Annotated in this window: 26 protein-coding genes; 18 read left to right on the forward strand and 8 right to left on the reverse strand. The window is 54.5% G+C overall.

Going from position 1 to position 24,713, the window contains the following annotated elements:
- The first annotated feature begins 64 nt into the window (after positions 1-64).
- The 4 genes from rpe (at position 65) to AAIE03_RS19700 (ending at position 3,990) form a co-directional block, all read left to right on the forward strand.
- On the forward strand, positions 65-748 hold the full coding sequence (rpe, locus tag AAIE03_RS19685) for a ribulose-phosphate 3-epimerase (protein ID WP_014594778.1): 684 nt from the start codon (positions 65-67) through the stop codon (positions 746-748).
- Complete coding sequence (locus tag AAIE03_RS19690; RefSeq protein ID WP_019106456.1) at positions 732-1,409, forward strand: phosphoglycolate phosphatase; 678 nt, start codon at positions 732-734, stop codon at positions 1,407-1,409. The genes rpe and AAIE03_RS19690 overlap by 17 nt, the downstream gene beginning before the upstream one ends.
- 17 nt (positions 1,410-1,426) lie before the next feature.
- The gene (gene trpS / locus AAIE03_RS19695; protein WP_013027501.1) at positions 1,427-2,431 is read left to right on the forward strand and encodes a tryptophan--tRNA ligase; all 1,005 of its coding nucleotides are present in this window, start codon (positions 1,427-1,429) and stop codon (positions 2,429-2,431) included.
- 275 nt (positions 2,432-2,706) lie between these two features.
- Positions 2,707-3,990, forward strand: a complete 1,284-nt coding sequence (locus AAIE03_RS19700; RefSeq protein ID WP_014594776.1) for a cytosine deaminase — start codon at positions 2,707-2,709, stop codon at positions 3,988-3,990.
- A 36-nt stretch (positions 3,991-4,026) separates the two neighbouring features.
- Here AAIE03_RS19700 and tsgA read toward each other — a convergent pair whose 3' ends face one another.
- A complete protein-coding gene (gene tsgA, locus AAIE03_RS19705) occupies positions 4,027-5,205 on the reverse strand; it encodes an MFS transporter TsgA (RefSeq protein WP_013027499.1) in 1,179 nt (392 codons plus the stop codon).
- A gap of 260 nt (positions 5,206-5,465) precedes the next feature.
- Between tsgA and ppiA the strand changes: the two genes are divergently transcribed.
- From ppiA to argD, 5 genes are all read left to right on the forward strand, one after another.
- Positions 5,466-6,038: a peptidylprolyl isomerase A gene (gene ppiA, locus AAIE03_RS19710; RefSeq protein WP_014604860.1), complete on the forward strand. Its 573-nt coding sequence runs from the start codon at positions 5,466-5,468 to the stop codon at positions 6,036-6,038.
- 78 nt (positions 6,039-6,116) lie between these two features.
- Positions 6,117-6,287 (forward strand): FicA/YhfG family antitoxin, encoded by a 171-nt coding sequence (gene ficA / locus AAIE03_RS19715; protein WP_013027497.1) that lies wholly within the window; start codon positions 6,117-6,119, stop codon positions 6,285-6,287.
- On the forward strand, positions 6,277-6,876 hold the full coding sequence (locus tag AAIE03_RS19720) for a putative adenosine monophosphate-protein transferase Fic (protein ID WP_014604861.1): 600 nt from the start codon (positions 6,277-6,279) through the stop codon (positions 6,874-6,876). The genes ficA and AAIE03_RS19720 overlap by 11 nt, the downstream gene beginning before the upstream one ends.
- 170 nt (positions 6,877-7,046) lie before the next feature.
- Positions 7,047-7,622, forward strand: a complete 576-nt coding sequence (locus tag AAIE03_RS19725) for an aminodeoxychorismate synthase component II (RefSeq protein ID WP_145032854.1) — start codon at positions 7,047-7,049, stop codon at positions 7,620-7,622.
- An 88-nt stretch (positions 7,623-7,710) separates the two neighbouring features.
- The gene (gene argD, locus AAIE03_RS19730; protein WP_028715871.1) at positions 7,711-8,931 is read left to right on the forward strand and encodes a bifunctional acetylornithine/succinyldiaminopimelate transaminase; all 1,221 of its coding nucleotides are present in this window, start codon (positions 7,711-7,713) and stop codon (positions 8,929-8,931) included.
- A 1-nt stretch (position 8,932) separates the two neighbouring features.
- Here the strand turns inward: argD and AAIE03_RS19735 are convergent, their stop codons facing one another.
- Complete coding sequence (locus AAIE03_RS19735; RefSeq protein ID WP_042676635.1) at positions 8,933-11,008, reverse strand: YccS/YhfK family putative transporter; 2,076 nt, start codon at positions 11,006-11,008, stop codon at positions 8,933-8,935.
- Positions 11,009-11,066: 58 nt separating this feature from the next.
- On the reverse strand, positions 11,067-11,699 hold the full coding sequence (gene crp / locus AAIE03_RS19740) for a cAMP-activated global transcriptional regulator CRP (protein ID WP_000242758.1): 633 nt from the start codon (positions 11,697-11,699) through the stop codon (positions 11,067-11,069).
- A 303-nt stretch (positions 11,700-12,002) separates the two neighbouring features.
- Here crp and AAIE03_RS19745 point away from each other — a divergent pair, with 303 nt between their 5' ends.
- Positions 12,003-12,407 carry an OsmC family protein gene (locus AAIE03_RS19745; protein WP_013027492.1) on the forward strand — a complete coding sequence of 135 codons (405 nt, stop codon included), beginning with the start codon at positions 12,003-12,005 and terminating at the stop codon, positions 12,405-12,407.
- Between the two features lie 29 nt (positions 12,408-12,436).
- On the opposite strand, the gene AAIE03_RS19750 is transcribed toward AAIE03_RS19745, so the two are convergent.
- The 3 genes from AAIE03_RS19750 to AAIE03_RS19760 all read right to left on the reverse strand — a co-directional run bounded on the left by AAIE03_RS19750 (position 12,437) and on the right by AAIE03_RS19760 (position 14,607).
- A complete protein-coding gene (locus AAIE03_RS19750; protein WP_013027491.1) occupies positions 12,437-13,306 on the reverse strand; it encodes a phosphoribulokinase in 870 nt (289 codons plus the stop codon).
- Positions 13,307-13,367: 61 nt separating this feature from the next.
- Positions 13,368-13,586, reverse strand: a complete 219-nt coding sequence (locus AAIE03_RS19755) for a YheU family protein (RefSeq protein WP_498563146.1) — start codon at positions 13,584-13,586, stop codon at positions 13,368-13,370.
- A gap of 4 nt (positions 13,587-13,590) precedes the next feature.
- Entirely contained in the window at positions 13,591-14,607 is a 1,017-nt protein-coding gene (locus AAIE03_RS19760) for a hydrolase (protein WP_072139091.1), read from the reverse strand.
- 54 nt (positions 14,608-14,661) lie between these two features.
- On the opposite strand from AAIE03_RS19760, the gene AAIE03_RS19765 reads away from it, so the two are divergent.
- Positions 14,662-15,264, forward strand: coding sequence for a LysE family translocator (locus AAIE03_RS19765; RefSeq protein WP_041457836.1), 603 nt, complete (start codon positions 14,662-14,664; stop codon positions 15,262-15,264).
- A gap of 2 nt (positions 15,265-15,266) precedes the next feature.
- On the opposite strand, the gene AAIE03_RS19770 is transcribed toward AAIE03_RS19765, so the two are convergent.
- Positions 15,267-16,247 (reverse strand): LacI family DNA-binding transcriptional regulator, encoded by a 981-nt coding sequence (locus AAIE03_RS19770; RefSeq protein ID WP_014604864.1) that lies wholly within the window; start codon positions 16,245-16,247, stop codon positions 15,267-15,269.
- Positions 16,248-16,468: 221 nt separating this feature from the next.
- Here AAIE03_RS19770 and tauA point away from each other — a divergent pair, with 221 nt between their 5' ends.
- From tauA to tauD, 4 genes are read left to right on the forward strand one after another with little or no spacing between them, the layout of a single operon-like run.
- Positions 16,469-17,458 (forward strand): taurine ABC transporter substrate-binding protein, encoded by a 990-nt coding sequence (gene tauA, locus AAIE03_RS19775; protein ID WP_014594767.1) that lies wholly within the window; start codon positions 16,469-16,471, stop codon positions 17,456-17,458.
- Between the two features lie 10 nt (positions 17,459-17,468).
- Positions 17,469-18,236, forward strand: a complete 768-nt coding sequence (tauB, locus tag AAIE03_RS19780; RefSeq protein WP_014604865.1) for a taurine ABC transporter ATP-binding subunit — start codon at positions 17,469-17,471, stop codon at positions 18,234-18,236.
- Positions 18,233-19,063, forward strand: coding sequence for a taurine ABC transporter permease TauC (gene tauC / locus AAIE03_RS19785; protein WP_013027484.1), 831 nt, complete (start codon positions 18,233-18,235; stop codon positions 19,061-19,063). Before tauB ends, tauC begins: the two co-directional genes overlap by 4 nt.
- Positions 19,060-19,899 carry a taurine dioxygenase gene (gene tauD / locus AAIE03_RS19790; RefSeq protein ID WP_498563147.1) on the forward strand — a complete coding sequence of 280 codons (840 nt, stop codon included), beginning with the start codon at positions 19,060-19,062 and terminating at the stop codon, positions 19,897-19,899. Before tauC ends, tauD begins: the two co-directional genes overlap by 4 nt.
- A gap of 65 nt (positions 19,900-19,964) precedes the next feature.
- On the opposite strand, the gene AAIE03_RS19795 is transcribed toward tauD, so the two are convergent.
- On the reverse strand, positions 19,965-21,869 hold the full coding sequence (locus AAIE03_RS19795) for an ABC transporter ATP-binding protein (RefSeq protein ID WP_145032850.1): 1,905 nt from the start codon (positions 21,867-21,869) through the stop codon (positions 19,965-19,967).
- A 111-nt stretch (positions 21,870-21,980) separates the two neighbouring features.
- On the opposite strand from AAIE03_RS19795, the gene kefG reads away from it, so the two are divergent.
- The 3 genes from kefG to AAIE03_RS19810 are packed head-to-tail and all read left to right on the forward strand — an operon-like array spanning position 21,981 to position 24,556.
- Positions 21,981-22,532, forward strand: a complete 552-nt coding sequence (kefG, locus tag AAIE03_RS19800) for a glutathione-regulated potassium-efflux system ancillary protein KefG (protein ID WP_013027481.1) — start codon at positions 21,981-21,983, stop codon at positions 22,530-22,532.
- Positions 22,533-24,338, forward strand: a complete 1,806-nt coding sequence (gene kefB / locus AAIE03_RS19805; RefSeq protein WP_498563148.1) for a glutathione-regulated potassium-efflux system protein KefB — start codon at positions 22,533-22,535, stop codon at positions 24,336-24,338. It abuts the gene before it with no gap.
- Between the two features lie 23 nt (positions 24,339-24,361).
- A complete protein-coding gene (locus tag AAIE03_RS19810) occupies positions 24,362-24,556 on the forward strand; it encodes a YheV family putative zinc ribbon protein (RefSeq protein WP_006120567.1) in 195 nt (64 codons plus the stop codon).
- Positions 24,557-24,713 lie beyond the last annotated feature (157 nt).

Here is a 24,713-nt window from a genome sequence, read left to right on the forward strand (position 1 = left end):
TGTTTCGTCCGCGGCCAGGGTATTTCGCCAGCAGCGATGCTGGCGCACAACAGTGGAGAATCGGATGAAACAATATTTGCTGGCCCCTTCCATCCTTTCGGCAGACTTTGCTCGCCTGGGTGAAGACACTGCGAAAGCACTGGCGGCCGGAGGCGACGTGGTTCACTTCGACGTTATGGACAACCACTATGTTCCCAATCTGACCATGGGACCGATGGTACTGAAAGCGTTGCGCGATTACGGTATTACGGCCCCAATCGATGTGCATTTAATGGTGAAGCCCGTGGATGCGTTAATTCCCGAGTTTGCCAAAGCCGGTGCCACCTACATTACTTTCCACCCGGAAGCCAGCGAGCATGTTGACCGTACGCTGCAGTTGATCAAAGAGCACGGTTGCAAAGCCGGCCTGGTCTTCAATCCCGCCACGCCGCTCAGCTATCTTGACTACGTGATGGATAAGCTGGATATCATTCTGCTGATGTCGGTGAACCCTGGCTTCGGCGGGCAGTCATTTATTCCCGGCACCCTGGATAAGCTACGTGAAGCGCGTAAGCGCATCGATCAGAGCGGCTACAGCATTCGTCTGGAAGTGGACGGCGGCGTGAAGATTGATAATATTGGCCAGATCGCCGCAGCAGGCGCGGATATGTTTGTGGCCGGTTCAGCCATCTTTGGCCATCCGGACTATAAAAAAGTAATCGATGACATGCGAAACGAGCTGGAGAAAGCCAATGGCTCATTTCACTGATATACGCGCACTGGCGTTCGATCTGGATGGTACGCTGGTCGACAGCGCGCCGGGCCTGGCTGACGCAATCGATCTGACGCTTGCGGATCTGCGTTTACCGGCTGCTGGCGTGGCGCGCGTGTCCACCTGGATTGGTAACGGTGCGGATATCATGATGGCCCGCGCGCTGACCTGGGCGCTGGGGCGTGAGCCACAGCAGGATGAGCAGCGTGATGCGCGAGTGCTCTTTGACAAGCACTATGCCAGTACCGTGGAAGCCGGCAGCACGCTGTTTCCTCAGGTTAAGGAAACGCTGGCAACCCTGCAGGCGCAGGGGATACCGATGGCGATTGTGACCAATAAGCCTACGCCGTTTGTCGCCCCGCTGCTGAAGTCTTTGGGGATTGATGACGCGTTTTCGCTGATTATTGGCGGTGATGACGTCGTAGCGAAAAAACCGCATCCTGCGGCCATTTTTTTGGTGCTGGGTAAATTTGGCCTGCTGCCCGCGCAGTTGCTGTTTGTCGGGGATTCGCGCAACGATATTTTGGCTGCGCAGTCGGCTGGTGTTCCCAATATTGGTATGACCTTTGGCTATAACTACGGCGAGCCTATTGCGACCAGCCAACCCGATCTCACCCTTGACTCTTTTGACGAACTTTTGCCCGCTATCGGGCGGTAATTTATCAGGACATAAGCATGAGCAAACCCATCGTTTTCAGCGGCGCACAGCCGTCCGGCGAACTGACCATTGGCAACTATATGGGTGCGCTGCGTCAGTGGGTGCAGATGCAGGATGATTTCCACTGCATTTACTGTATCGTCGACCTGCACGCGATCACCGTTCGCCAGGACCCGGCAGCACTGCGTAAAGCCACCTTAGATACGCTGGCGCTGTATCTGGCCTGTGGTATCGATCCCGAGAAAAGCACTATCTTCGTTCAGTCCCATGTGCCCGAGCACACGCAGCTCAGTTGGATCCTGAACTGCTACACCTATTTTGGTGAGCTGAACCGTATGACGCAGTTTAAAGACAAATCCTCGCGCTATGAAGAAAACATCAACGCGGGATTGTTCAGCTATCCGGTGCTAATGGCTGCAGACATTTTGCTTTATCAGACGACGCAGGTGCCAGTGGGTGAAGACCAGAAACAGCACCTTGAACTGAGTCGCGACATTGCGAGCCGGTTTAACGCGTTGTATGGCGATATCTTTAAAGTGCCCGAGCCGTTCATTCCTAAATCTGGCGCACGCGTGATGTCCCTGCTGGAACCGACGAAAAAGATGTCTAAGTCGGACGATAACCGCAATAACGTTATCGGCCTGCTGGAAGATCCAAAATCCGTGGTCAAAAAAATCAAGCGCGCGATGACCGACTCGGAAGAGCCACCTGTCATTCGCTATGACATTAAAGAGAAGGCGGGCGTATCAAACCTGCTGGACATTCTGTCAGGCGTGACCGGCAAGCCCGTAACGGCGCTGGAGCAGGAGTTTGAAGGCAAAATGTACGGGCATCTGAAAGGCGCAGTAGCTGATGCGGTGTCCGGTATGCTGACTGATCTGCAGGAACGCTATCATCGCTTCCGTAACGATGAAGCGCTGCTGGAGCAGGTGATGCGTGACGGTGCGCAGAAAGCCCGTGCTCAGGCGCAGGAAACCCTGAAAAAGGTTTATGACGCTGTAGGTTTTGTCGCTCAGCCCTAATCGGCGAGTCGGGCATGTAAACGGCGAGCATAGGCTCGCCGTTTTGTTTTTACCACCAGCGTAATGTTTCGTGCAGGACAGTCCGACAGCGGCGAATCACCTGTCTGGTGCTTATTGATGTACATCAATCGCAGTACGCTATACCTCTTAAGGGAGTGCTGCACGATTCAGCCCATTACCTTAAGTGAGGTCACTGACTTACAAAGTCATCTGGAGCAGGGCAACGCTATCGTGTTAGCTTTAATCAGCAGCGCTTAACGTATCAGGAGCCCGCAATGACAACCGCACCACTTCGATGGATAAACAATCTGCGTCTGCCCACACGTGACGGACTGTGGCAGATAGAAATTGCTGAAGGGAAAATCGTCCGAATGACGGCACAGCCTCAGCAGATATCTGCGGACGGCGCCTCGCTGGATGCGGAAGGTGGCCTGGCCCTTGCGCCTTTTATTGAACCTCATATTCACCTGGATACCACGCAAACCGCGGGAGAGCCAGCCTGGAACCAGTCCGGGACCTTGTTTGAGGGCATTGAGCGCTGGGCAGAGCGCAAAGCGTTGCTGAGTCATGAGGACGTCAAACGGCGGGCAATGCAGACGCTGAAGTGGCAAATAGCGAACGGCATACAGTATGTCCGTACCCATGTGGACGTATCCGATCCCACCTTAACGGCTCTCAAAGCGATGTTGGAACTTAAAGCGGAGATGGCACCCTGGATTGATATTCAGATCGTGGCGTTTCCGCAGGAAGGCATCCTGTCTTATCCCAATGGTGAAGCGCTTCTTGAAGAGGCGCTGCGGCTCGGCGCAGATGTCGTCGGGGCGATTCCTCATTTTGAATTCACCCGGGAATACGGCGTCGAGTCGTTGCATAAAACGTTCGCGCTGGCTAACCGTTATGACCGGCTGGTGGATGTGCACTGCGACGAAATTGACGATGAGCAGTCGCGCTTTGTTGAAACCGTGGCCGCGTTGGCCCACCGCGATGGCATGGGGGCACGCGTGACCGCAAGCCACACTACGGCGATGCACTCCTATAACGGTGCCTACACATCGCGTCTGTTTCGACTCCTGAAGCTCTCCGGGATTAACTTTGTAGCGAATCCGCTGGTCAATATTCATCTTCAGGGCCGTTTCGACAGTTACCCTAAGCGGCGCGGCATTACCCGTGTTAAAGAGCTTCTGGAGGCGGAGATTAACGTCTGCTTTGGTCACGATGATGTGTTTGATCCCTGGTATCCGCTGGGCACGGCCAATATGCTCCAGGTGCTGCATATGGGGCTACATGTGTGTCAGCTAATGGGCTATGAACAAATTAATGCCGGGCTCGATCTCATCACCCATCACAGTGCCAAAACGATGAATCTTGCAGAATACGGCATTCAACGCGGGCATGACGCCAGCTTGATTATCCTGCCAGCGGAAAACGGCTTTGACGCGGTGAGAAGACAGGTACCGGTGCGCTATTCGCTGCGTCGCGGAAAGGTGATAGCCGAGACTCAGCCTGCGAAAAGCGCAATCTGTTTAGAACAGTGGGAAGACGTGACGTTTAAACGCTGAAAGGCGAGGGCGGCATGGTGGCGCCGCCCAGAGAGATTAATGGGTGTTATGACCGTGGGAGCGGTGTTTGGTCACCAGACCTAACAGCACACACATAATAAACACCACCGCGTACAGGCCGTTTGCGGTTAACAGCGCGCTGTGAACGCCGCTGTTTTTCACAATCGGTGACGTCACAACAAAGGTCAGCATGGTGCCGACCGTGCCGCAGGTCAGAATAAAGTTAACCAGCTTGGGTGAGGCCACTTTGGTTTGCAGCGAGCCCAGGGTGATAATGGTGGTATAAATCGCGCTTGAGCTAAAGCCCAGCGTTAAGATAATCCATCTCAGCATGCTGGCGTCATGGCTGCTTACGAACCAGTACATCAACACCGTTGCCAGGCCTGCCAGCACCATCAAAATACGTTGCAGATCAAAGAAGCGCAGCAGGAAGCTGAACACCCACATACCGACCATGTAGGCGGTCCAGAAACTGCCCACCAGCTGACCGGCGTCGTCAATGTTCATGCCCATGACTTTGGTCGCGTACTCTGGCACCCAGGAAATAAAGCCTAACTGGCCCAGGATGTAGCATAGCGCCGCAATGGCCAGAAACAGGACGCCAGCCCCCCATTTCTCTTTCTCAACGGTCGGGCTGTTCTCCGGCTTGCGCAGCACCGGGAATTCAACAAACAGCGTCATGATAAAAATGCCAACATAAATCACGCCAATACAGACGTAAACCCAGTACCACGGCAGATGACGCGCCAGCAGGATACCGGCAAGGATGGGGAAAATGGTGCCTGCCATACTGAAGAACGAATCCGTAAACAGCAGACGTGAACCGCGCTGACGGCCTTCGTACATGTGGGTTATCAGGAAGGTGCCAATCGACATGGTAATGCCGCTGACCACGCCAAGCACGAACATGCACAGAGAAAATACCGACAGATCGCGGCTGGTCATTAAGCCGATGACGGCTAACACCATCAGCACAAAGCCGAATATCAGCTGCCGTTTGAGCGGCACAATCACCATCAGCCAGGCATTAAGGAAAACCGCAGCCAGAATGCCACTGTTCAGGAAGGTGAAGGTGTTGCCCATACTGTCGATAGGAATCTGGAAATCTTTCGCGATATCGCCCATTACCATGCCGGTGACAATCACCAGTGCGCCGGTAAGCGCATACGAGAGAAAGCTAATCCAGGTAAGGCCGATACGATTACGATTTGTCATGTTCTGAACCTGTTAGGAAGCGGGAGAGCCTGAAGCGTCAGAAATTGTAAACGTAACCGTGATCTTAATAAACTAAGAGTGAAAATTGATGTCATTCATTTCATCAATACTGTGATTTTAGTCACGAAGCGCAAGCAACCTTATTCAGGCTCTGGTGGGTGCCTTTAGCGTAAATATAGGTAAAACGCTGGCTCTTGTATTACATGCTCTTTACAATCAATATCGTTTTTGAGCTGGCTCTCCAAAGTAAGGAATTACTCATGTTTAAACGTACTTTGACAGCGGCAGTTGCCCTGTTAGCGCTCTCTTCTGTTTCCGCCTCAGCTTTAGCGGCTAAAGGTGATACGCATGTTCTGCTTACCACCTCTGCTGGCAATATCGAACTCGAACTGAATAATCAAAAAGCACCGGTTTCAGTTAAAAACTTCGTGGATTACGTCAACAGCGGTTTCTATAACAACACGATTTTTCACCGCGTCATTCCTGGCTTTATGATCCAGGGCGGTGGCTTTACCAGTGAAATGCAGCAAAAACAGACCAACGCGCCGATTAAAAACGAAGCAGACAACGGCTTGCGCAACCTGCGTGGCACCATCTCAATGGCCCGTACCGCCGATAAAGACAGCGCCACCAGCCAGTTCTTCCTGAACGTTGCTGACAACGCTTTCCTGGATCACGGTCAACGTGATTTTGGTTACGCCGTATTTGGTAAGATTGTCAAAGGCCAGGACGTGGTGGATAAAATTTCTCAGGTGCCGACAAAAGACGTGGGCCCGTATCAGAATGTGCCAACCAAACCTGTGGTTATTTTGTCAGCGAAAGTCTTACCGTAATTTTATCCAATGCCATCTCGTCTCCGGCAAAGGGAAAATTTGCTCTTATACTTAGAGCAAACCTGAGCAGGAGGCGGTATGGCAAACAAACTCACAGATAAACAAAAAGCAGCGCTCTGGCAACAGCGGCGAAATGCCAGCTATCGGGCAAGCTGTCGGCTCGAAGGCTTTACCCTGACGGAACCGGAAATCAAGGGTGAAGATGCAGAAGCGCGTCTGGCCTCACTGAGGAGGCAATATGGCTGCTAACACTGCCGTCACTCAGGATCCCTACCTGTGGCAAAACGATACCGTACTGAAAAACCGTCTTGATATTCACGATGCCGCGCAGCTGCGTAAAGCCGAGTTAAGCTTTAGTGCCGCGCGCCTTGCCACGCTTGAACTGGGCCCGTGCAAGATCGGATTGCCCTACCTCTGCCATATTCACCGTACCCTGTTTCAGGACGTCTATAGCTGGGCCGGCGAACTGCGTACGCTGGACATCTGGCGCGACGAAACCCCTTTTTGTCATTTCGAGTACATCGAAAAAGAGGGAAATGCACTGATGGCGGCGCTGGAAGAGGAGAAAGCCTTGGCCTGTCTGCCTCAGGCTGAGTTTGTAAAACGGATTGCCTGGTACTATTGCGAAGTCAATATGCTGCATCCCTTCCGCGAAGGTAACGGCAGGGCGCAGCGTATTTTCTTTGAACAGCTGGCGCTGCATGCCGGCTACGTGCTGGAATGGGACAACCTGAGCGCCGAAGACTGGGTTGCGGCAAATCAGGCCAGTGCCGCCGGCGCGTTGCAGCCGCTGGAAAAGCTCTTTGCCCGTATCGTCAGTGAAGCCAAAGCCCCCTGATCCGCTTACGCCACAGGGCGGCGCCCCAGGTGCGTCGCCCTGCACGAAACCGGTTATCCTGCATCCCCACATCACACTCATCCTGAACAGCATGATAGGATAGCGCTCTGGTCATCACTCTGGATGCTGAACGCTCCGCGCATCCCTCCGGTCTGCCTGAAATCACAATCATGTTGCTGCTTATTGATAACTACGACTCGTTTACCTGGAACCTCTACCAGTATTTTTGCCAACTGGGTGCTCAGGTTCGGGTAGTAAGAAATGATGCTATTACCCTTGATGAAATGCGCACGCTGCCGCTGACTCATTTGGTGATTTCCCCTGGCCCCTGCACGCCCGATCAGAGCGGTATTTCGTTGCAGGCCATCCGCCATTACGCTGGCCGTCTTCCTGTACTGGGCGTTTGCCTGGGCCATCAGGCGATAGCCCAGGTTTTTGGGGCGCAGATCGTTCGCGCTCGCGAGGTAATGCACGGTAAAACCTCGGCGGTGCAGCACAATGGTTGTGGCGTCTTCCGCGGTCTGAATGAGCCGTTGACCGTTACGCGCTACCATTCACTTATTGTCAAAACGGAAACCTTACCTGATGCGTTCGAGGTGACCGCATGGAGCCTGCGTAACGGCCAGCCGGATGAGATTATGGGGATTCGCCATAAAACGCTCGCACTGGAAGGCGTGCAGTTTCATCCAGAGAGCATCCTCAGTGAACAGGGACACCAGCTGTTGGCTAATTTCCTGCACCAGTAAAGTTGTGTTTGCCTTTAAGTGATTTTTTATGCATATTTCATGATTATTATTTCATCGTGACTCAACGAATCAGTTAATGAGGTTGTCAATGACAGCGGAAAATATGGCAGTAACGCGTGAGACGTTCGATCAGGTCATTTTGCCTGTTTATGCACCTGCTCAGTTTGTACCGGTAAAAGGCAAGGGAAGCCGCGTCTGGGATCAACAGGGTAAAGAATATATCGACTTCTCTGGCGGCATTGCCGTGACCGCTCTGGGCCATTGCCACCCGGCGCTGGTTGAGACCCTGAAGAAACAGGGCGAAACCTTATGGCATACCAGCAATGTGTTTACCAATGAACCTGCGCTGCGTCTGGCCAGTAAACTGATCAACGCCACGTTTGCGGAGCGGGTCTTTTTTGCTAATTCGGGGGCAGAAGCCAATGAGGCCGCGTTTAAGTTGGCTCGCTACTATGCCTGTAAACGCCACAGCCCGTTCAAAAGCAAAATCATTGCCTTTCACAACGCCTTTCACGGCCGGACGCTGTTCACCGTAACGGTGGGCGGTCAGCCCAAGTACTCCGACGGTTTTGGCCCGAAACCCGCCGATATCGTTCATGTGCCGTTCAACGATCTGGACGCGGTTAAGGCGGTGATTGACGATCACACTTGCGCCATTGTGGTGGAGCCGATTCAGGGTGAAGGCGGTGTGATGCCTGCAACACCAGCGTTTATGCAGGGGTTACGTGAACTGTGCGACAAACACCAGGCGCTGCTGGTACTGGATGAGGTGCAAAGCGGCATGGGGCGCAGCGGTAAGTTGTTTGCCTATGAGCACTACGGCGTGACGCCCGATATTCTGACCTCGGCGAAGGCGCTGGGCGGCGGTTTTCCTGTAAGCGCCATGCTGACCACCAATGAGGTAGCCTCAACCATGGCGCCTGGCGTGCATGGCACGACTTATGGCGGCAATCCGCTGGCATGCGCGATCGCAGAAACCGCGTTAGATATTATCAATACGCCAGCTGTACTGAATGGGGTAGAAATCCGCCGCCAGCAGTTTGTTGAGGCGCTCAAGGCTATTGATGCGCGTCACGACCTGTTCAGTGATATCCGTGGTAAAGGCCTGCTGATTGGTGCAGCCCTGAAGCCGCAGTATGCGGGCAAGGCGCGCGATATTCTGAATGCGTCAGCTGCGGAAGGCGTCATGGTGCTGGTGGCCGGAACAGATGTGATGCGCTTCGCACCGTCGCTGATTATCGAGCCTGCCGATATCGAAGAGGGCATGGCTCGCTTTGCCCGTGCGGTAGAGAAAGTGCTGTCTGCCTGAGTTATTTGCGGCGCAGACTGCGCAACAGCCAGCGGCCATGATGAGGCCGCTGGTTCCAGGCCAGAGAAGAGATCGTGTGCATGACTTTCAGATGCTCCAGGATGCGCCTGACGTGCTGCTCCAGTACCGTGACCGGCCCCTCATTTATATCTTCCACGCCCTGTAGCAGATCCGTCTGCGAACTTTCCCCATCATATTCCAGCCTTTGCTGACACCGTTGCAGGGCGATCTCGCACCATTGCAGGTAGTGCTCAGCCAGCGTGGGCGGCAGCATGGTATGTTCACGTGCCAGAATGGTCATGGCGTTAATGTGCTCCACGATAAACTGGCAGTGCGTGACCCATAAGCGCATATCCTGCAGGTAGCGTGAATTAAATCCCGGCTCCTGCATGGCCTGATTCAGGGAGTTGAATACGGCGTTATGCGCCTGGTTGACCTTAACCCGCTGGTAAGCCAGCGCATCGGGTGACTGCTCCGGGCCCAGCAACATTCGCAGGGCATCCTGACAGGCCTCCAGCGCATCATGGGCATTCTGGCGCAGCAGGGCACTTTGCCACTGCGGCCACAGCCATAACATGCCCCCAAAGGCGATCAGGCAGCCCATCAGCGTATCCAGCAGGCGGGGCAGTAAAAACTGTGCCCCGTTAAGGGAGAGCAGTTGCAGCGTATAAACGGCCGTAACCGTAAATCCCACTATTGACCAGCCGTAAAACTGGCGGGTAAAACGGTAGCTGATAAAGGTAATCACCAGCATGATGCTCAGCACCAGCGGTTCAGGCACATCCAGGCGTAGCGACGCCGCCGCGATAGCCAGTCCGGCAAAGGTTCCCAGGGCCCGGTGCTGAATACGTACGCGGGTTGCGCTGTAGTTGCTCTGGCTGACAAACATGATGGTCATCAAAATCCAGTAGGGCTTAGGAATCGAAAAGAACACGGCCAGGGCGCTGCCCAGCATCAGCATGACGGAAAAACGCCCGGCCGTTCGCAGTGCGGAAGACCGCAGCGACAGATAGCTCCGCAACGCGGGCAGCAGCGGTAAACGACGCTGGCGATCGGCCATCAGGTCGCGTTGATAAAGCGGCTTTTGGGTTCGAAGCACCCGGGCGATACGGCTGAAATGATAGAGACAGAAGTTACCCACCGGATTGTCCGGATGCTGAAGGGCGATTTTCTCCAGCGCACCCAACTGCTTGTCCATATCGAAACGACCAGAGAGTTGGTGATACAGAATATCGTCGGCCAGCGCGCGCAGCCGGGCTGAAATCGTTCTGGCGTTCCAGCGGATGACGGCTTCAGCATGGCTTTGCTCGACCAGCTTCTGGACCTCTTCCGGCTGATGCAGGCTGACGGAGATATGCTCCTGCAGATCCAGTGCTACCTGAAACGCCCGGGTCAGGCGTTTGTGGCTGTGATCGCGACTCGCAGACAGCATATGCATTTGCTGATAGCAGGTGTTGATCAGATCGATCGCTTTTTGCTGACGCGCCAGCAGGGGCGGCAGGGCTTTTTCCGGATCGGTCAGCTGCGTCAATAAGCTGTACTTGGCGTCACAGTAATTTGCCAGCTCACGGTAGATCAGGCTCAGGCTTTCGCGCATCGGCTGCTCTTTCCACAGCCAGAACCAAAACCAGTTGAACAGGCCATACCAGAGCGTTCCACCGATATAGAGCAGGGGCGGAACGTAAATGGGCATACGGCCAATCAGGCTGAGGGTAAAAATTGACGCGATTAACGTGCCGGGCAGCAGTCGGGCGTGCAGCGGACTGATCTCTCCGGTGACGCCAAGCAGCAAAGGCAGGGCAAACAGGATGAGCGGCAGCGGCACGTCTTTAAGCAGCAGCCACTGCATCAGTAAACTGCCAAGGGCAAACAGGCTGCCGCCGATGATCAGGCGTTTAAAGAAGCGTTTGTGGGGCGTGTCCAGACCGGCAATGTTGCAGCAGGCGGGAACCAATGAGAACAGCAATCCTTTTTGCAGATCGCCGAACAGCCAGCCGAGCGCTACGGGAAGGCACAACACCAGCGTCTGGCGCAGCGCATAGTTAACTTCGGGGTGATAGATTATTCTTCGCCACATCGGCTCAACACAAGACATTCACGGCATAATGTCGCCATCACGCCGTGAACAGTCAGGCTTAGCGTGTGCCGTAAACAACGATGGTTTTGCCGTGTGCGGAGATCAGGTTCTGATCTTCCAGCATCTTCAAAATACGGCCCACGGTTTCACGTGAACAACCAACGATTTGGCCAATTTCCTGACGAGTAATTTTAATTTGCATGCCGTCAGGATGCGTCATGGCATCTGGCTGTTTAGCCAGATTAAGCAACGTTTGTGCAATGCGTCCGGTCACATCCAGGAAAGCGAGATTTCCCACTTTTTCTGACGTCACCTGCAGACGGCGAGCCATCTGAGAAGAAAGACGCATCAAAATATCCGGGTTAACCTGGATGAGCTGACGGAATTTCTTGTAGGAAATCTCTGCCACTTCGCACGCAGTTTTCGCACGTACCCAGGCGCTGCGCTCCTGACCTTCTTCAAACAGGCCAAGCTCACCAATAAAATCGCCTTGATTCAGATAAGAAAGAATCATCTCTTTGCCTTCTTCATCCTTAATCAGTACCGCGACGGAACCTTTCACGATGTAGTAAAGCGTTTCGGCTTTTTCACCTTGGTGAATCAGCGTACTTTTGGATGGATACTTGTGAATATGGCAATGGGACAGGAACCATTCAAGTGTAGGGTCTGTTTGCGGTTTGCCGAGAACCATTCGCTATTATCCTCTATTGTAATCGTGCCCAAAATACAGGGCTCAGTTTCCCTGCCAGGCGATGAAAGCGTTAAGCGTGTTTCCATTCAGGAAATTATTCGGGCTGCATTTGCGCAGAGCGCATCATTCTTCCCGGCTTCGTCTTCGGATGACGAAAAATATTTTCAGCACTGTTTGTAGCACAGCTTTCGCCGACTGTCTTGTGTTGTCTCGCTTCAGCAATAAGGCTGATTTCTCCGGATTGCTGTTTACCAGGCAAAAGCGTACTCTGACGCAAAAACAGGGCATTCTGGGGGCCAGATTATGCAGGCAAGAGTCAAATGGGTTGAAGGGTTAACATTCCTCGGCGAGTCTTCGTCCGGACATCAGGTCTTAATGGACGGCAATTCCGGCGATAAAGCGCCCAGCCCTATGGAAATGGTGCTGATGGCGGCCGGCGGATGCAGCGCCATTGATGTGGTATCAATTTTGCAAAAAGGTCGCAACGATGTGGCTGATTGCGAAGTAAAACTCGAATCAGAACGCCGGGAAGAAGCGCCTCGCATCTTTACCCGCATCAACCTGCATTTTATCGTCAGTGGAAAAGCACTTTCAGATAAAGCCGTGGCGCGTGCGGTCGACCTTTCAGCTGAGAAGTATTGCTCGGTTGCCATTATGTTAGGCAAAGGGGTGGAAATTACCCACAGTTACGAAGTTATCGAGCTGTAATTATTCAGAGGCCAGCGCGGCCTCTGATTTTATTCAATGCGTTTGCCTTCCATGAGCCGTTTTACCAGCGGTGCCATAATTAATTCCATCGCCAGCCCCATTTTCCCGCCAGGTACAACCAGCGTGTTGATATTGGAAATAAACGATCCCTGCAGCATGGCCAGTAGGTAGGGAAAATCAATATCTTCCAGCCCCTGAAAGTGGATGACGACAAAACTTTCATCCAGTGAAGGAATGGTGCGTGCCGCAAAGGGGTTAGAGGTGTCGACGGTTGGAACCCGCTGAAAGTTAATATGGGTGCGTGAGAACTGCGGCGTAATGAAATTGATGTAATCTTCCATTGAGCGCACCACCGAATCCATTACGGCTTCACGCGAATGACCGCGTTCACCGGTATCGCGTACCAGCTTCTGAATCCACTCCAGGTTAACGATGGGGACGACGCCGACCAGTAAATCCACTTTTTCAGCGACGTTGTGCTGAGCCGTCACGACGCCGCCGTGCAGTCCTTCATAAAACAGCACGTCCGTATCCGGTGGCAGCGGCTGCCACGGGGTAAAGGTACCTGGTACCTGATTCCAGGGCACCGCTTCGTCGTAGGTATGCAGGTATTTACGTGACTGGCCCTTGCCCTGATCACCGTATTCAACAAAGGTCTGCTCCAGCAGACCGAAATCATTCGCCTCCGGGCCAAAGTAGCTGATATGGCGACCCAGATCGCGCGCCTTACGGATAGCCATATCCATTTCAGGCCGGGTAAATCGGTGGAAACTGTCCCCTTCCAGCTCGGCCGCGTGCAAATTGAGTTGCTGAAAAATTTTACGGAATGCGAGGCTGGTGGTAGTGGTTCCGGCACCGCTGGAACCTGTTACCGCGATAATCGGATGACGTGCCGACATAGTGAAACTCCCTGTGAAATCAGGCGATGAGCATTGTTAGCACGATTTTTCGTTCTGTGCATCAGCCACGGAACTCACTTTTGCGCATGATGTTGACCGATTCATGAAGCTCAGACCAGACCAGCACGACTTCACCTTGCTGCAGCTGGCGTCGCACATTGCCGACTTTTTCGGTCAGGCTGAGTTCCTGTTCGCCGTAGTCGGTACCTTCGCGCAGAACAAAGGCTTCAATAACGTTTTCAAGGGTTTCGGGAGAAACCTGTTGCCAGGGAATAATCACAGGGTTAGCTATCCAGATAAGGGGAAATCCACTGCGGCACGCGCTGTTCCAGCCACAATTCAGGCTGACGCAGGGTACCACTCACAAATCCAACATGACCACCGTGTGTTGTCAGCTGATAGGTAATAGTGGCAGATAACTGGTCATTTTGCGGGATCACCTCATCGCTCATAAAGGGGTCATCTTTTGCATGGATAATCAGCAACGGTTTTGTCACCGATCTCAGCAACGGCAGGGCGCTGGCACGGCGATAATAGTCCGTGGCGTCGGCAAAGCCATGCGCCCGGGCCGTGATGGCGTCGTCAAAATCACGCAGGCGACGCAGGGCATTCAGCTGACTGAGATTGACCGGTAAGGTGTCGGGCCATGCGTGCAGCTTGCGCCTGGCATTCTTTTTAAGCTGGCTCAGCAGGTAACGCTGATAAATTTGGGAAAACCCACGTTCCAGTCGGGCGCTACAGGGTTCAAGCATCAAGGGTGCCGAAACGATAACGCCGGCATCCAGCGCAACGTCACTGCCCTGTTGGCCCAGCAGGCAACCCAGCATATTCCCGCCCAGCGAAAACCCCACAGCTGCAGTAGGAACCTGTCCCCAGCGGGCCTTCAGCCAGGTCAGGAAAAAGCGTGCATCTTCCGTCTCGCCGGAGTGGTAAATCCGGTTTAGCCTGTTCGGCTCGCCGCTACAGCCGCGAAAATGCATCACTACGGCCAGCCAGCCACGTTGCCTGCAGACTTTCATCAGGCCATGGATGTAGGGACTGTGGAAGCTTCCTTCCAGACCATGAAACAGCACCACGCGTGGTTTATGCGCGGCAAACTGTGGATCTTCACTCCAGGCCAGATCGACAAAATCACCATCGGGTAAATCCAGCCGCTGCCAGTGAGGCGTTAACGCTAGAGTACGGCGGAACAGGCGCGGCAATATGGTTTGCACATGCGGATTGGTCAGGCCGCGCATGGGGCTGAACGCCGCGCCGTCCGGGCCCGAAAATTTCATGTTGTAAAGGCTTGTCTGTTCCATATCACACTGTTAGCTTCGATAAGTTTTCACATAATGGAGGGAGAACCCGGATTAATGGAACTCAGTCTTTTTTTATCAATGTTAGGGTTTCTCTGGGTCGCGGCGATTACACCCGGCCCTAATAATATGTTACTCACCGCCTCGGGCGCCAACTTTGGCTTTTTCCGTACCCTTCCGTTAATGGTCGGCATCATGATTGGTATGCAACTGATGCTACTGATGGTGGCGTTTGGCGTAGGGGGATTGATCCTGCTCTATCCCTCACTGCACCTTATCCTGAAAGTTGCCGGGAGCCTCTATCTTCTGTGGCTGGCATGGAAAATTGCGACCGCCGCATACGAAAAGCTGGAGACCGATGCGGCACCGGTCGCGCCCATGCCCTTCTGGCAGGGAGGATTGTTGCAGTTGATCAATCCCAAAGCCTGGTTAATGGCCTTGGGGGCGATAGCCAGCTTTAGCCTGGCCGGTGCCGGATATCGCCGCTCTGTCCTGTTAATCAGCGTAGGGATGGTGATGGTCAATCTGGTCGCGGGCATCATCTGGATGGGGTTTGGCGCGATGATTGGCCGTGTTTTACGCAGTCCGCGCGCGTGGAAGATATTTAACCTCAGTATGGGGCTGTTAACCGCAGCCTGCGTACTGCTCATCTGGCGCTGACGTTAACTGGAGGCGCGTTCCAGGCGCTTCCAGGGCAGCACCTCCCTGACAACCGGCGCATGGGGCTGACGGATTTTTTTCAGCAGCAACTGTACGCTGCGGGCGCCCAGCTCATTCATCGGTTGCTCTATGGTGGTCAAAGGCGGATTCAGGCTGCCGGTAAAGGGAATACCGTCAAACCCGACCACAGCCAAATCCTCGGGTACGCGCAAGCCTGCTTCCAGCGCCGCATGCACGACGCCGACCGCCAGTACATCGGACACGGCAAAGACCGCGTCTGGTCGCTCGGGCGAGTGCAACATCTCCCGTAAAGCCCGACTGCCTTCTTCACAGGAAATATCCGCAGTATAGACGACCTTAGACCAGCCCAAATCCGTTTGCTCAATGGCCTGGCGATAACCCTGCTCACGATACTGGGAATACAGATAACGCATGTCGCCGTTGACCAGTGCAATGCGTTGGCGGCCTCTGGCAGCAAGGTAATGTACGGTATCGCGCGCAGCCTCAAGATGATCGATGGAGACCGAGGATGCCGCAATCTGGGGATCAAACTCTGAGCACTGCACCCAGGGCGCATCTCCAATGATATCGATAAGGCTTTCCAGCCCGGCCGCCGCGTCCATGGTAATGACGCCATCAACGACTTTGCCTGTGAGCAGCGTCAGGTAAGCGGCTTCGCGTTTAAACTGCGAGGCGGAATTACACAACAGGATATGGTAGCCATGCATTTCGGCTTCCGCTTCAATGCCTTGCACCACCCTGGAACAAAAGGGATTGGTGATATCTGAAATCAGCACCAGCAGCATATGGCTTTGTGAGGTACGCAACTGACGCGCTAACAGGTTTGGCTGATAGCCGCTGGTTGAAATGGCATCCAGCACTTTCTGGCGCGTATCCGCTTTCACACCTGGATGAGCGTTAAGCACGCGGGATACCGTGGCTTTAGACACGCCAGCTAACAGGGCAACTTTGTCGATCGACATCGAACTCGCAGGCCTCACCGGGAGCAAATAATAGCGCATATCAATAGCACACCCAGCATGTGAGCGCCTGACAAATTTATGGCTTTTTGTCTGAATTTTAATTTGCATATAACGGCAATCTATTGCAGATGATGATCTAAGAATTTCTTTCTATTAGGGATAACTTTTAATTCCTTTGTGAAATTAATCCTGCCAGCAACACTGCCCACATCATAAAAGTGATGGGGAAAATCATGTTAAAAGGGCAGTCAACCATTTTGGCTACTGTGCTGGCACTGCTGGCGTTTCAGGCCGGCGCGGTCGACGTGACGGTGGCGTATCAAACCTCTGCCGAACCGGCCAAGGTGGCGCAGGCAGATAACACTTTTGCTAAAGAGAGCGGCGCAACGGTAGCCTGGCGCAAATTCGACAGTGGGGCGGGCGTATTGCGCGCCCTGGCATCCGGAGATGTGCAGATAGGCAATATTGGGTCCAGTCCGCTAGCGGTTGCGGCGACGCAGCAACTCCCGATAGAAGCGTTTTTGCTCGCCTCTCAGTTGGGGAATTCAGAAGCGCTTGTTGTCAGGAAAACCATCGCCAGCCCTCAGGATCTGATTGGCAAACGCATCGCCGTCCCCTTTATCTCCACCACGCACTACAGCCTGCTTGCTGCCTTGAAGCACTGGGGAATTAAACCCTCCCAGGTCCAACTGGTGAACCTGCAGCCGCCCGCTATTGTGGCCGCCTGGCAGCGGGGCGACATCGACGGCGCGTACGTTTGGGCACCGGCGGTCAATGCACTGGAAAAGGACGGCAAGGTCCTGACAGACTCTTCTCAGGTTGGCCGCTGGGGATCGCCTACGCTGGATGTCTGGGTCGTGCGTAAAGACTTCGCGCAGCAGCATCCTGATATTGTTACCGCCTTTGCCCGCAGCGCCCTTGAGGCGCAGAAAGCCTATCTGGATGACCCGGAAAAGTGGCTGAAACAGGCTGACAACCTCAGCAAGCTTTCGCGTTTAAGCGGCGTGCCAGAGCAAGCGGTTCCGGAACTGGTAAAAGGCAATACCTACCTTACGGCCGCGCAGCAGGTTAAACAGCTGGATCAGCCGGTGAACAAGGCCATTGTGGATACGGCGCAGTTTCTGAAAGCGCAGGGAAAAGTGCCGCAGGCTGGCAGTGATTACAGCCGTTATGTCACCAGCCGCTTTGTTGCCCCCTTGGCTAAACCCTGAGGAGAACGCCATGTTACGTATCGCTCACCTGAACGCGAGTTATGGCGGCCAGCCTGTGTTGCAGGACATCACGTTACAGCTTGATAAAAAAGCGTTGATGGTCGTGCTGGGGCCGTCAGGCTGTGGCAAAACAACCCTGCTTAACCTGATCGCCGGATTTTTACCGGTTGAGTCCGGCACGGTTTCCCTGGACGGGGAGCCTGTGCGCGGGCCGGGCGCAGAGCGTGGCGTGGTGTTTCAGAACGAAGGCCTGCTGCCGTGGCGTAACGTGCTGGATAACGTGGCTTTCGGCTTGCAGATAGCCGGCATGGCGCGCCAGCAGCGTGAGGAGATTGCACGGGGCTTCATCAAAAGCGTCGGACTCGAAGGTGCGGAAAAACGCCCTATCTGGCAGCTGTCAGGAGGCCAGCGTCAGCGCGTCGGAATCGCCCGGGCGCTGGCGGCCAATCCACAACTGTTGCTGTTGGATGAGCCTTTCGGCGCACTTGACGCGTTTACGCGTGAGCAAATGCAAACCCTGTTATTAACCCTGTGGCGCAACAGCGGTAAGCAGATTCTGCTTATCACTCACGACATTGAAGAAGCCATCTTTCTGGCCAGCGAGCTGGTGCTGCTCTCTCCCGGGCCTGGGCGCGTGCAGGAAAAAATGACGCTTAATTTTGGTCAGCGTTTCGTGGAGGGCGAACCCTGCCGGAGCATTAAATCCGATCCTGATTTTATTGCCCAGCGGGAATATGTGTTGAGTCGGGTATTTGAACAGCGGGAGGCCTTTGTATGAGTGCGCTGATCAACGATGAGCCGGCCACCGTGCGCCACCGTCGCCTGCGCTGGCCTTTTTCCACCTCGTTTACGCTGAGCGCCCTGAGCCTGCTTGTGCTGCTGTTCGTCTGGTGGAGCGTGACCGCGCTGGGCCTCATTGCACCGCTGTTTTTACCTTCGCCGCAGCAGGTAGTAAGTAAGCTGCTGCTGGTGGCTGGCCCGCAAGGATTTATGGACGCCACGCTGTGGCAGCATCTGTCGGCCAGTCTGACGCGGATGCTGATTGCCTTAACCGCGGCGGCGGCGATCGGCATCCCGGTGGGGATCGCGATGGGCATCAGCCCGGTCGTGCGTGCGCTGATCGATCCGCTGATTGAGCTGTACCGGCCCGTACCGCCGCTGGCGTATTTGCCGCTGATGGTGATCTGGTTTGGTATTGGCGAGACCTCGAAAATCCTGTTGATTTATCTGGCTATATTCGCCCCGGTGGTGCTGTCGACGGTGGCGGGCGTGCGTCATGCTCAGCAGGTTCGTCTGCGTGCGGCGGCCTCGTTGGGAGCGACCCGCTGGCAACAGCTGCGTTGGGTCATTTTGCCTGGTGCCCTGCCGGAGATACTGACCGGGTTACGGATTGGTCTGGGCGTGGGATGGTCAACGCTGGTGGCTGCCGAGTTAATCGCGGCAACCCGAGGCTTGGGTTTTATGGTGCAGTCGGCGGGCGAGTTTCTTGCTACGGATGTGGTGCTGGCAGGGATCGCGGTCATTGCCGTGATTGCGTTTGGTTTAGAGCTGAGTCTGCGTGCGTTGCAACGCCGGTTAACGCCCTGGAATGGAGAGCAAAAATGAACGAAAAGTTAGCCATCAAGCCGCTGGGGCCCTTTATCGGTGCCCAGGTCGGCAACCTTGATGTATCACGTCCCCTCAGCGACGCGCAGTTTGAACAGCTTTATCATGCGCTGCTGCGTCACCAGGTGCTGTTCCTGCGCGAACAGGTCATTACGCCCGAGCAGCATCGCGCACTGGCGATTCGCTTTGGCGATCTCCATATTCATCCGGTTTACCCTCATGCCGAGGGCGTGGAAGAGATTATCGTTCTGGACACGCACCAGGATAATCCGCCGGATAATGACAACTGGCATACCGATGTGACCTTTATTCAAACGCCGCCCGCCGTGGCGTTACTTGCGTCTAAAGTGCTGCCTGAGTCTGGCGGCGATACGTTGTGGACCAACGGCATTGCCGCTTATGAGGCGCTGTCTGCGCCTTTTAAGACATTACTGGTTGAGTTACGTGCAGAGCATGACTTTACCAAGGCGTTTCCTGAATATAAGCATCGCAAGACGGAAGAGGCGCATCGGCAGTGGCAGCAGGCTGTGGCGAAAAATCCCCCTGTTTATCATCCGGTAATCCGCACCCATCCCGTGAGTGGCAAGAAGGCCCTGTTTGTCAACGAGGGGTTTACGACGCGGATTATGGATATCAGTCAGAAAGAGAGCGACGCGCTACTGGGCTTTTTGTTTGCCCACGTGACCCGGCCCGAGTTTCAGGTGCGCTGGCGCTGGCAGCCAAACGATCTGGCTATCTGGGACAACCGGGTGACACAGCACTATGCGAATGCGGACTATTATCCGGCGAGGCGAGTGATGCAGCGGGCGACGGTGCTAGGTGACCAGCCTTATTGATCCGCACCCGGCGCTGGAGCCGGTGCGGAGGAGTAAGGCAAGAGCAAGAAACATCACCGCCTTTATCAGGCGGTGAGCATGGCTTCCAGTTTTTCCTGTGCATCCAGCCAGGCCATCTCCACCTCTTCCAGGGCCGATTTACTCTCGGCCTGTTTTTGTAGCGCGGCGCTGAGATCGGCCTTACGGCTTTGCTCATAGAGGGCGCTATCTGAGAGCAGGGCTTCGGCGTCGGCGAGCTGGCTTTGCCATTTTGCCATCTGCTTTTCCAGCTTCTCAATTTCTTTACGCAGCGGCTGGGTCTGCGTGCGCAGCTCCGCTTCACGGCGCTTCTGGTCCTTGCGCGCCTGAGCGCTGTTGCCGGAATCCTGCCTGGGTGCCGCATCCTGCTGAGACTGCTGTTTTTGCAGGTCGCTCAGCCACTGCTGATAGTCTTCCAGATCGCCGGGAAACACATCTACGCTGCCATCGTGAACCAGATAGAGATCGTCCGTGGTGGCACGTAACAGATGACGATCGTGCGAAACCACCACTAACGCGCCTTCGAAATCGATAAGCGCTTCGGTGAGTGCCTGGCGCATATCCAGATCCAGATGGTTGGTTGGCTCATCCAGCAGCAGCAGGTTAGGGCGCTGCCAGACAATCAGCGCCAGCACCAGGCGCGCCTTTTCTCCACCGGAGAAACGCGCTGTTATCTCTGTGACTTTATCACCCTGAAAACCAAAACCGCCGAGATAGTCACGTAACTGCTGCTCCAGCTCTTTCGGCGCGATACGGGACAGGTGCTGTAAAGGGGACTCGTCGGGGCGCAGGAACTCCAGCTGATGCTGGGCGAAGTAACCCAGCTTGATGCCTTTTGCCAGCCCAATCTCACCCTCTTTGGCACTGAGCTCACCGGCCAGCAGCTTAATCAGGGTCGATTTACCGGCGCCGTTGCGCCCCAGCAGGCCAATACGTGAGCCGGGCACCAGGTTAAGCTTAATGGCATCAAGAATGATGCGATCGCCATAGCCTGCGGTGACTTTTTCCATTTTCAGCAGCGGATTCGGCAGGCTCTCCGGTGCACGAAAGCTGAAGCTGAAGGGGTTATCCACGTGCGCTGGCGCAATCAGCTCCATGCGCTCCAGCATCTTAATGCGGCTTTGGGCCTGCTTCGCCTTGGTTGCCTGAGCACGGAAGCGATCAATATATTTCTGCAGATGCGCCACTTTTTCCTGCTGGCTCTGATATAACGCCTGCTGCTGGGCCAGTTTGGCGCCGCGCTGGCGTTCGAAGGAGCTGTAGTTCCCGGTGTACTCCATCATCGTCTGCTGCTCGATGTGGATAATTTTATCCACCACGGGATCGAGAAAATCGCGATCGTGCGAGATCAGGATCAGGGTACCTTCATAGCTTTTCAGCCAGCGCTCCAGCCAGATAACCGCATCCAGATCGAGGTGGTTGGTCGGTTCATCCAGCAGCAACAAATCTGAGCGGCACAGTAACGCCTGAGCCAGGTTTAGCCGCATGCGCCAGCCGCCCGAAAAGTCGCTTACCGGGCGCTGAAGCTGCTCCTGACTAAATCCCAGTCCATGCAGCAGGCTCGAGGCGCGTGACTGTATGGTCCAGGCCTGAATGGTATCGAGCTTTCCGTGTACCAAAGCAATGGCATTTCCGTCATTTCTGATGTTCGCCTCTGCCAGTTCTGCCTCAAGCTGGCGGTATTCACGATCGCCATCGATCACATAGTCAAGGGCGGCCTGGCTCAGGGCAGGGGTTTCCTGGTTAACCCAAGCAAGCGACCAGTTGCCGGGAAAGGTGAATGAGCCAGCATCGCTGCTGATCTCGCCTTTCAGCAACGACAGCAGCGTGGATTTTCCACAGCCGTTTTTACCCACCAGTCCGACTTTTTGGCCGGGATTGATGGTGGCGGTCGCGTTATCGAGCAGAACGCGAATACCGCGGCGAATTTGTAGGGCAGAGAAGACAATCATAAGCGCCGTATCGTCAGAATATGTTAATTTACCTGCAACATAATTGGGTTTTTGTTGCGTTGTGCATGGTAGCGGAAATCTGCACCAATGACGACGCTTTGGAGGGAAAGGATGTCGCAGCCACCTAAGATTTTGCTGCTTTTTGCTCATCCTGAAGCACAGGATTCAAAGGCAAATCGCATTTTGCTGGAGGCGGCAGAGAAAACAGAACATGTCACCGTTCACGATCTCTATGCTGCCTACCCGGATTTTTTTATTGATGTCTACCACGAGCAACAGCTGCTGCGTGAGCATGATGTGATTATTTTTCAACATCCGCTTTACACCTACAGCTGCCCGGCGCTGTTAAAAGAGTGGCTGGATCGCGTGCTGTCGCGCGGCTTTGCCAACGGCGTGGATGGTAATGCGCTCGAAGGCAAATACTGGCGCAGTATTGTGACCACCGGTGAGCCAGAGTCCGCCTTTCAGCGCCAGGGGCTAAATCGCTACGCCATGAATGACATTTTACGTCCCTTCGAGCTGACGGCGCAGATGTGCCGCATGCACTGGATGCCGCCGATGATTATTTACTGGGCTCGCCGTCAGGATCCCGATTTACTGAAAAACTATGCCCGCGCGTACAGCGACTGGCTGGCAGCACCGCTGCCAAATGGAGGGTTATAAATGGAAGGACAAACGCTACTGACCGCGGGGGTAATCTATCTCGTTGCGGCGGTGCTGATCGTACCGGTAGCGGCGCGTCTCGGTATTGGCGCGGTTTTAGGGTACTTGCTGGCCGGTATTGCTATCGGGCCATGGGGACTGGGGTTTATTAGCGACGTCGATGAGATTCTGCACTTTTCTGAGCTGGGCGTCGTGTTTCTGATGTTTATCATCGGGCTGGAGCTTAATCCGGCAAAGCTTTGGGCGCTGCGCCGTTCTATTTTTGGTATCGGCGCGGCGCAGGTGATTTTTTCAGCGGCCATTCTCGGCGTATTGCTGTGGCTGACCAAATTTGACTGGCGAGCGGCGGTTATTGGCGGCATTGGTCTGGCAATGTCATCCACGGCGATGGCGCTCCAGCTGATGCGCGACAAGGGAATGAATCGCAGTGAAGCCGGGCAGTTAGGCTTTTCAGTACTGCTGTTCCAGGATCTGGCCGTCATTCCAGCTCTGGCGTTGATTCCGCTGCTGGCAGGCAATGACAGCGGCAGTATCGACTGGATGAAAGTGGGCATGAAGGTGCTGGCCTTCGCTGGCATGTTAGTGGGTGGCCGTTATTTGCTGCGCCCCATTTTTCGTTATATCGCGGCATCGGGCGTACGCGAGGTGTTTACCGCTGCTTCACTGCTGCTGGTATTAGGATCGGCGCTGTTTATGGATGCGCTGGGATTGTCCATGGCGCTGGGGACATTTATCGCCGGCATTCTGTTGGCGGAAAGTGAATACCGGCATGAGCTGGAAGTGGCGATTGAGCCGTTTAAAGGTTTGCTGCTGGGGCTGTTTTTTATCTCAGTCGGCATGGCGCTGAATCTTGGCGTGCTCTATACCCATATTATCGCGATTTTGCTGGGCGTACTGGCGCTGGTGGCGGTAAAAATCCTGGTTTTATACGTACTGGCGCGTATTTATGGTCTGCGCAGCTCGGAGCGCCAGCAGTTTGCCGGTGTACTGAGTCAGGGCGGTGAGTTTGCCTTCGTCCTGTTTTCAGCCGCGTCATCCGCCAAACTGTTTTCGGGCGATCAACTTCCGCTTCTGCTGGTAACCGTGACCTTGTCCATGATGACGACGCCACTGCTGATGCAAGGCATTGACCGTCTGTTAGCGCGTCGTTTCAATGAAATCGACGAAGATGCTGAAAAGCCGTTCGTTGAAGACGATCAGCCGCAGGTTATTGTGGTGGGCTTTGGTCGTTTTGGTCAGGTCGTTGGCCGCTTGCTGATGGCGAACAATAAACGTATCACGGTACTGGAGCGCGATATCAGCGCGGTGAGCCTGATGCGTAAATATGGCTACAAGGTTTATTATGGCGATGCCACCGAGCTGGAGCTACTGCGTGCAGCCGGGGCGGCCAGTGCGCAATCCATTGTGATTACCTGCAGTAATCCGGAAGATGCCATGACGATTGTCCATCTCTGCCAGCAGCATTTTCCGCATCTGCACATCATGGCGCGTGCTCGCGGCCGCGTAGAAGCCCACGAGCTACTTCAGGCGGGCGTTACGCAGTTCTCGCGTGAAACCTTTTCCAGTGCGCTGGAACTGGGGCGTAAAACATTGATGTCGTTGTGTATGCATCCGCATCAGGCGCACCGCGCACAGCAGCATTTCCGTCGGCTGGATATGCGCATGTTACGGGAACTGATGCCCGCCCATTCCGACAATGCACAGATTTCTCGTGCGCGTGAAGCCCGTCGGGAACTTGAAGATATCTTCCAGCGTGAAATGCAGCATGAACGGCGTCAGATCCATGACTGGGACGACGATCAGTAATCAGAGAAGGCAGGTAGAGCATCATGCGTAAACGTTTTATTGCCGGTGCGGTTTGTCCGCACTGCCAGGAAAAAGACACGCTGGCCATGTGGCGTGAAAACAATGTCGATGTGGTTGAGTGTGTGAAGTGCGGCCATCAAATGCGCGAAGCGGATAAACAGGCACGCGATCAGGTTCGCAGCAATGAGCAGGTGATCGGAATTTTCCATCCCGAGTAGCGAAATGGCCCAGCTTTTTTTAAGCTTAACCACACAGCGGGATTGAATTCCGTTACAATTGACGCCATTAACGCTGTGGTCGCAAGAGAAAAAGATAACCTCTTGTACTCAGCCCCGAACCTTTCTGGTTGGTGTTATTGCACGCAAGAATAGACCA

It is taken from the genome of Pantoea sp. Ae19-2 (assembly GCF_059801205.1).